Below are 6,668 nucleotides of genomic sequence, written 5' to 3' on the forward strand. Positions count from 1 at the left end.
TAGCTGTCAACGGCGTCTTCGAGGCAGCTGTTGGCCCGCCCGTAGGCGGTGTGTCCTTCGCCTTGCCAGGTGAGCAGTGAAGCGTTCCCCAGCTGCTTGCGCAGGGACGAGGCCCATTCCACCGGGGTGGCCGGATCGCCGGTGGTTCCGATGACCACGATCGGGGATTCGCCGCTGTACTCCACGGGCGCCGGGGTCCGGACGCTGTCATAGGGCCAGTCCACGCAGTTGGTGCCGCCGTACGCGAAGAAGTATCCGAGGGTGGGGGAAGCCTGCCGCAGCCTCTCCTCATCGGCACGCATGCCGGCTGTATCGGAAACCATCGGGTAGTCCAGGCAGTTGATGGCATTGAAGGCAAACGTCGAGTTGGACGTGTACTGCCCGTTGGGGCCCCTGTCAGCGCCGAGATCGGCGAGCCTGAGCATCAGGCTGACATCCCCGGCCATGGCGGCCTCAAGGGACTGGGTCAGCGCCGGCCAGCTCTCGTCGTTGTACAGCGGAGTGATGAGGCCGCTGACAAAGGTATTGGCGTTGACCAGGCGGCCATCCTTGGCCGTGCGGGGCGTCTCCTGCACCGAGCTGATGAGGTCCCGGATCTGCCCGACGCCGGCATCAACGCCCCCGCTGAGCGGACAGGACCTTTCCTCCAGGCAGTCGGCCACGTAGCTTCTGATGGCCTTTTCGAAAGCCACGGCCTGGCCGCTGGTGAGCTCCTCGTTGCTGATGGACGGATCCAGCGCGCCGTCGAGCACCATGCGCCCCACATTTTCGGGGAAGAGCGAGGCGTAGGTGGAGCCCAGGAAGGTGCCGTAGGAGTACCCCAGGTAATTGAGCTTGGAGTCGTTGACGACGGCGCGCAGGATGTCCAGGTCCTCTGCTGAACTGACGGTGTCGATATGCCCCAGCACCGGGCCGGTCTGCTCTGCGCACTGCGCGGCGATGACCTTGTTGTCGGCGAGGGCGGCGGCAAGCCCGGCGTCGGTGTCCAGGGCGTAAATCTTGGCCCGTGCGGCGTCCCGTTCCGCATCGGTCATGCACTTGACGGGGGATGAGCGTTTTACGCCCCGCGGGTCGAAGCCCACCACGTCATAGGCGGCACGGACGGACTGGGAGAAGTGTGTTGCGGCCGCGTCCTTGACGAAGTCGTAGCCGGACCCGCCAGGACCACCCGGGTTGACCAGCAGGGTGCCCGTCCTGGTTCCGGTGCTGGGTGCCTTCAGCGCTGCTATCTGGATCTTCTCGCCGTCAGGCTCTGCGTAATTGAGCGGAACAGAGACCTTGGCGCACTGGAAGTTGCCGCTTTCGCACGGTTCCCAGACGACCTCCTGGGAGTAGAACGAATCCAGCCCGGCCGGTGCAGACGCCACGATGGAGGGGTCCGCCTTCGCCGTTGCCGGTGACTTCTCTTCGGTGCCGCCGTTGAGGATGCTGCACGAGGCCAGCGTAAGGGCCAGGACCAGGGCACCGGCGGCCCGCAGTCCAGTCACCAGGGATCTGGAACGCGCGGGCAGGGGGCGAGCAGTCATCGAGAGGTCTCCTTGTAAGGGCTAGATCAGGCTGGCTGCCATGGACTCAATGGTCAACAGCGGAGCAACGTTGGTGGTGGTGATGCGTTGGCGTGCTTTGTTGATGGCATCCATGCGGGCCAAGGTGGTCTCGGGGGTGGACCTGCCGGCAAATTCCTCCAACTCACCCCTCAGCTCAACGTTCACCAGCTCCACAGCATTCCCGAGCTGGATAATCAGGATATCCCGGTAGAAGGACAGCAGGTCCGTTAGGGTCCGGTCCAAGGAATCGGTAATGGACCTTTTGGCCCGGCGTTTCTGATCCTCTTCGAGCTGCCGCACCTGGCTCCGCATGGCCGGCGGCAGCGTCCCGGACTCAGGGGCACCCAGGGTGGCCAGCAGTGCGGCCTTCTCGGCGGCGTCGCGCTCTTCATTGGAACTGTTGGCCTCGGCAGTGGCGATTTTCACCAGCTTGTCAGCCATCATCACCGCCGCAGTCACCCCGCGCAGCCCCAGCGGGAACCTGACGGTTTCCAGGCGGCGTTCCCTCGCCTCGGGATCCCGCGCCAGCCGGCGGGCGATCCCCACGTGGCTTTGCGCAGCCCGGGCTGCACGTTCGGCCAGGGCAGGTTCCACTCCATCGCGCTTGACGAGCAACGCTGCGACGTCGGCGGCCGGCGGCAGGCGGAGCGCCACGGCACGGCAGCGTGAACGGATGGTCACCAGAACGTCAGCGGGCGACGGTGCGCACAGCATCCAGATGGTCCGCGGGGTGGGTTCTTCGATGGCCTTGAGAAGCACGTTCGTGGTGCGCTCCGCCATCCGGTCGGCGTCTTCGACCACAATGATGCGCCACCGTCCGGACGAGGGCCGGTTGCCGGCCGTCGACACCAGATCGCGGGCTTCGTCGATGGTAATGGTGACCTTTTCCGTCCGGACGAACGTGACGTCCGAGTGGGTCTCACCAAGAATGGTCAGGCAGGCAGGACACTCGCTACAGCCGCGCCTTTCCACACTTTCCTGGTCGCAGTTCAACGCCGCCGCAAACGCCTTGGCGGCGTTGGAACGCCCTGACCCGGGCGGGCCGGTAAACAGCCAGGCGTGGGTGAGGCCCTCGCCGAGGGCCGCCTGCCGGAGTTGCGCGACGACGGCGGGCTGGCCTTGGAGGTCGTCCCAGACGCTCATGCGGCACCCCTGCCCGCGAACGTGAGCAGCGCGTCGACGCGGGTCAGGATCCGCTCGGCGATCTCCTGGACGGGCAGGTGGGCAGGCAGGACCAGATAGGCGTCCGGGCGGCTGGCGGCAAGGTCCAGGAACGCTGCGCGGATGGTGGCGTGGAACTCGTCAGCCTCTGATTCCAGCCGGTCCTCAGCGGCGTCACCGGCGGTCCGGCGTCGGCGGCCGTCGGCGGGATCCACGTCCAGAAGGACGGTGAGGTCGGGGAGCAGGCCGGACGTAGCCCATTCATTCAACGACCGGACGGCGTCGGCGCTGAGGTCCCGGCCCGCACCTTGGTATGCCACGGAGGAGTCAATGTAGCGGTCCGTCAGGACAACCTCGCCGCGCTCCAGCGCAGGCCGGATCACCTGGCTGGCGTGGGCCGCACGCGAGGCCGCGAAGATCAGGGCCTCAGTGTGGGCGTCGATGTGGCCGTGGCCATGGTCCAGGACCAGGGAGCGAAGCCTTTCGCCAATGGGCGTGCCGCCCGGTTCGCGCGTCCGCAGGACTGTCAGGCCGCGAGCCTCAAGGGATCCGGCCAGGCGGGCCGCCTGCGTGGACTTGCCGGCACCGTCGCCGCCTTCAAAAGCGATGAAAAGTCCGGGGCTTTGCGTGTTCACTGCTCAAGCCTACCGACTTCCACGCCAACTTCGGGCCCCGCCTTACGTCCAAGTACGCTTTCCCCATGAGTCTTTCGGAGCAGCACGCAGCGTCCCTGTCGGCCGAGACGGTGGTGGTTGCCGCCGGGCGCCCGCCGCGCCTGCGGGACGAGCCTGTTAACCCTCCCATTGTGCTGTCCTCGACCTATTTTGGATCAGGGGAACTGGCCGACGGCGACCGCGGCTACGGCCGTTACGCCAACCCCACCTGGGACCCGTTCGAAGAGGCCCTGGGCCAGCTCGAAGGGTCGGAGCTGCCGGGCCTGTTGTATGCGTCCGGGCTCGCGGCCGTTAGCTCCGCGCTGTCCCTGCTGCCTGCAGGTGGTGTCCTGGTCATGCCCTCGCACAGCTACTCCGGATCCCTGGTGATGGCCACCGAGCTGGCGCAGAAGGGCTTCCTGGAACTGCGGATCGTGGACATCGCGGATACCGGGGTCGTGAAGGAACAGCTGGCCCCGCAGGGACAAAACGCCAAGGCGGCCAGGATGCTCTGGCTCGAAAGCCCCACCAACCCGATGCTCGGCATCGCGGACATCCGCGAACTGACGGCGGCGGCCCACGCCGTCGGGGCCATCGTTGTCACGGACAACACTTTTTCCACCCCGCTGGTGCAGCAGCCGCTTGCCCTGGGCTCCGACGTCGTGCTGCATTCGGTGACCAAGTATCTGGCCGGCCATTCCGACGTCGTTCTGGGCGCCCTGGTGACCTCCAACCCGGACATCCGGGCAGCGCTGCTGCACAACCGCATCATCCACGGCGGCATCGCCGGCCCCTTCGAGGCGTGGCTCGCGCTTCGGGGACTTCGCACGCTGGCTCTGCGCGTGGAACGCTCACAGGCGTCTGCCGCGGTGCTCGCCGAACGGCTGGGCCGGCACCCCTTGGTCGAAGCCATCCGTTTTCCGGGTCTTCCCACGGACCCCGGGCACGAGCGTGCCAGGTCCCAGATGACGGGTTTCGGCTCCATCGTGTGCGTGGAGATCGCACCGGTGGCAGGCCTGAGCGGGGCCGATGCTGCGGACAAAATGGTGCGGGAACTTCAGCTCTGGCTGCCGGCCACCTCCTTGGGCGGTGTGGAATCGCTGATCGAACGCCGACGCCGGCACGCCGCCGAGCCGCTGAGTGTGCCCGAGAACCTGGTACGCCTGAGCGTTGGCATTGAAAATGTCGAAGACCTCTGGGCCGATTTGAAGCAGGCGCTGGACTCACTGGGCCGCTAGGCTTGGATGGTGGACGGTGAACTGATTATTCGGCCTGTTGAGACGGCCCTGTTTTTTATCCTTGCCCTGGTGGCCCTGGGCCTTGAGGTGTGGGCCCTGCTGGACTGCGCCCGCCACAAGGCTGCCTCCTTTGAAGCCACCGGGAAACGGACCAAGATGTTCTGGCTGGCGCTGACCGGAGGTGCCACCTTGATCGGCGTCATTTCGCTCTTCGGCAGCGGCGGCGGAATCTTCGGCACCCTCGGACTGTTCGGGCTCGCTGCCGTGGTGGCAGCCTCCGTTTACCTTGCCGATGTCCGGCCGGCCGTCAAGGACGCCGGCCGCGGCGGCAACCGCAGCACCGGTCCTTACGGCCCCTGGTGACCTAGCGGAGCCACGGCTTCCCAGCCCACTGTAAGTTCGCCCAGACGCCACCGCGACGGCCCGTCCTGAACCGGCCACCCGCCGTCGAGCAGTGACTTGCACATGGCGTGCCAGCGCTGCCTGTTGCCGAACGCGGCCAGCGGCGCCGACTCCAGCCATGCCCGGTCCATGGCCTGCATCAGCCGGTGGACGGGTTCGCCCGGAACGTTGCGGTGTATGAGTGCCTTCGGCAACCTCTCGGCAATCTCGGACGGCAGGTCAAAGCTGCCAAACCGCACGGACATACTCAGCGACAACGGCCGTTCCCCATCAAGGGCAACCCACGTCACGCGGCGGCCTATTTCATCGCACGTTCCGTCAATAAAGAGCCCTCCCGGAGCCAACCGGCCCTGGACCAGCCGCCAGATCCCCGCCACGTCTGCTTCTTCGTACTGCCGCAGAACATTGAAGGCCCGGACCAGCACGGGCATGCCGGCAACGGGCAATTCGAAGCCGCCCACCTTGAAGGTCAGTCCCGGCCGTTCCAGGACCTTGGCCACGCGGACCCGTTCGGGTTCGATCTCGATCCCGCAGACCCGGACGTCGTGCCGGGTGGCGCGGAGCCGGTCAAAGAGTTCGACGGCGGTGGCGGGCGTTGCGCCGTAGCCCAGGTCAACCACCAGGGGGTCGTCGGAGGCCCGCAGCCGCCAGCCCTGGGGGCCGGTGAGCCAACGGTCCACCCGCCGCATCCGGTTGGGGTTGGTGGTGCCGCGGGTGACATTTCCGACCGGCCGGCCCGTCCGGGCCGTTTTGCCCGGGAGTTTGCCGGAGATCTGGGGGGCCGCCACCCGTTCAGCTTTTTGCACCACAGCCCCACCTTATCCTTGTGACGGTGCGGGCCGTGTAACGCTGGGCGGCCCGGAGCGCTGCTCAGCTAGGATGAAAATCATGACTTATAAGCTGATTCTGCTGCGCCACGGCCACAGCGAATGGAACGCCAAGAACCTGTTCACCGGCTGGGTGGACGTCGACCTGAACGATCAGGGCCGCCAGGAAGCAGCACGCGGTGGTGAGCTTCTGGTGGAGCACAACGTTCTGCCGGACATTCTGTACACGTCGCTCCTGAAGCGTGCCATCAACACGGCGAACATCTCCCTGGACAAGGCCGACCGCGGCTGGATCCCCGTCAAGCGTGACTGGCGCCTGAACGAGCGGCACTACGGCGCCCTGCAGGGCAAGGACAAGGCGCAGACCCTTGCCGAGTACGGCGAAGAGCAGTTCATGGAATGGCGCCGTTCCTATGACACCCCGCCGCCGCCCCTGGATGACAACTCCGAGTTCTCCCAGGCACACGATCCCCGCTACGCGGACCTGGGTGACGCCCTTCCGCGCACCGAATGCCTCAAGGACGTCCTGGTCCGCCTGCTCCCTTACTGGGAATCGGACATCAAGGAGGACCTCAAGGCCGGCAAAACCGTCCTGGTCACCGCCCATGGAAACTCGCTCCGTGCATTGGTCAAGCACCTGGACGGCATCAGCGACGACGCCATTGCCGGCCTGAACATCCCCACCGGCATCCCGCTGGTCTACGACCTGGACGAGGACTTCAAGCCGGTCAAGCCGGGCGGAACCTACCTGGATCCCGAGGCCGCCGCCGAAGCCATCCTGGCCGTGGCCAACCAGGGCAAAAAATAGGGCTAAGCCGAGAATCCCGCTGGCTGCTCGGT

General features: G+C 66.4%; 7 protein-coding genes. 3 read left to right on the forward strand and 4 right to left on the reverse strand.

All coding sequences use genetic code 11. The features are described 5' to 3' along the window. From DBR22_RS14510 to tmk, 3 genes are all read right to left on the reverse strand, one after another. A partial coding sequence (locus DBR22_RS14510) for an alpha/beta hydrolase (RefSeq protein ID WP_108599604.1) occupies positions 1 to 1,526 on the reverse strand: 1,526 nt, incomplete at its 3' end. Positions 1,527 to 1,547: 21 nt separating this feature from the next. Beyond that, positions 1,548 to 2,690, reverse strand: coding sequence for a DNA polymerase III subunit delta' (locus DBR22_RS14515; RefSeq protein ID WP_108599599.1), 1,143 nt, complete (start codon positions 2,688 to 2,690; stop codon positions 1,548 to 1,550). Then, the gene (gene tmk / locus DBR22_RS14520; protein WP_108599600.1) at positions 2,687 to 3,343 is read right to left on the reverse strand and encodes a dTMP kinase; all 657 of its coding nucleotides are present in this window, start codon (positions 3,341 to 3,343) and stop codon (positions 2,687 to 2,689) included. The genes DBR22_RS14515 and tmk overlap by 4 nt, the downstream gene beginning before the upstream one ends. 65 nt (positions 3,344 to 3,408) lie before the next feature. Between tmk and DBR22_RS14525 the strand changes: the two genes are divergently transcribed. Both DBR22_RS14525 and DBR22_RS14530 read left to right on the forward strand, forming a co-directional pair. After that, positions 3,409 to 4,599: a trans-sulfuration enzyme family protein gene (locus DBR22_RS14525; protein ID WP_108599601.1), complete on the forward strand. Its 1,191-nt coding sequence runs from the start codon at positions 3,409 to 3,411 to the stop codon at positions 4,597 to 4,599. Between the two features lie 9 nt (positions 4,600 to 4,608). Continuing rightward, positions 4,609 to 4,962 carry a DUF2516 family protein gene (locus DBR22_RS14530; RefSeq protein WP_108599605.1) on the forward strand — a complete coding sequence of 118 codons (354 nt, stop codon included), beginning with the start codon at positions 4,609 to 4,611 and terminating at the stop codon, positions 4,960 to 4,962. Here the strand turns inward: DBR22_RS14530 and DBR22_RS14535 are convergent. Next, complete coding sequence (locus DBR22_RS14535) at positions 4,947 to 5,810, reverse strand: class I SAM-dependent methyltransferase (RefSeq protein ID WP_181365196.1); 864 nt, start codon at positions 5,808 to 5,810, stop codon at positions 4,947 to 4,949. The two genes, DBR22_RS14530 and DBR22_RS14535, sit on opposite strands and share 16 nt — an antisense overlap. Before the next feature lie 79 nt (positions 5,811 to 5,889). On the opposite strand from DBR22_RS14535, the gene DBR22_RS14540 reads away from it, so the two are divergent. Next, positions 5,890 to 6,636, forward strand: coding sequence for a phosphoglyceromutase (locus DBR22_RS14540; protein WP_108599607.1), 747 nt, complete (start codon positions 5,890 to 5,892; stop codon positions 6,634 to 6,636). Positions 6,637 to 6,668 lie beyond the last annotated feature (32 nt).

Source organism: Arthrobacter sp. HMWF013 (assembly GCF_003061105.1).
Taxonomy (GTDB): Bacteria; Actinomycetota; Actinomycetes; order Actinomycetales; family Micrococcaceae; genus Arthrobacter.

Excerpts from the sequence above, each read along its gene's own strand:
- DBR22_RS14515 (WP_108599599.1), bottom strand. The coding sequence starts at position 2,690 with ATGAGCGTCTGGGACGACCTCCAAGGCCAGCCCGCCGTCGTCGCGCAA.
- DBR22_RS14525 (WP_108599601.1), top strand. The coding sequence starts at position 3,409 with ATGAGTCTTTCGGAGCAGCACGCAGCGTCCCTGTCGGCCGAGACGGTG.
- DBR22_RS14540 (WP_108599607.1), top strand. The coding sequence starts at position 5,890 with ATGACTTATAAGCTGATTCTGCTGCGCCACGGCCACAGCGAATGGAAC.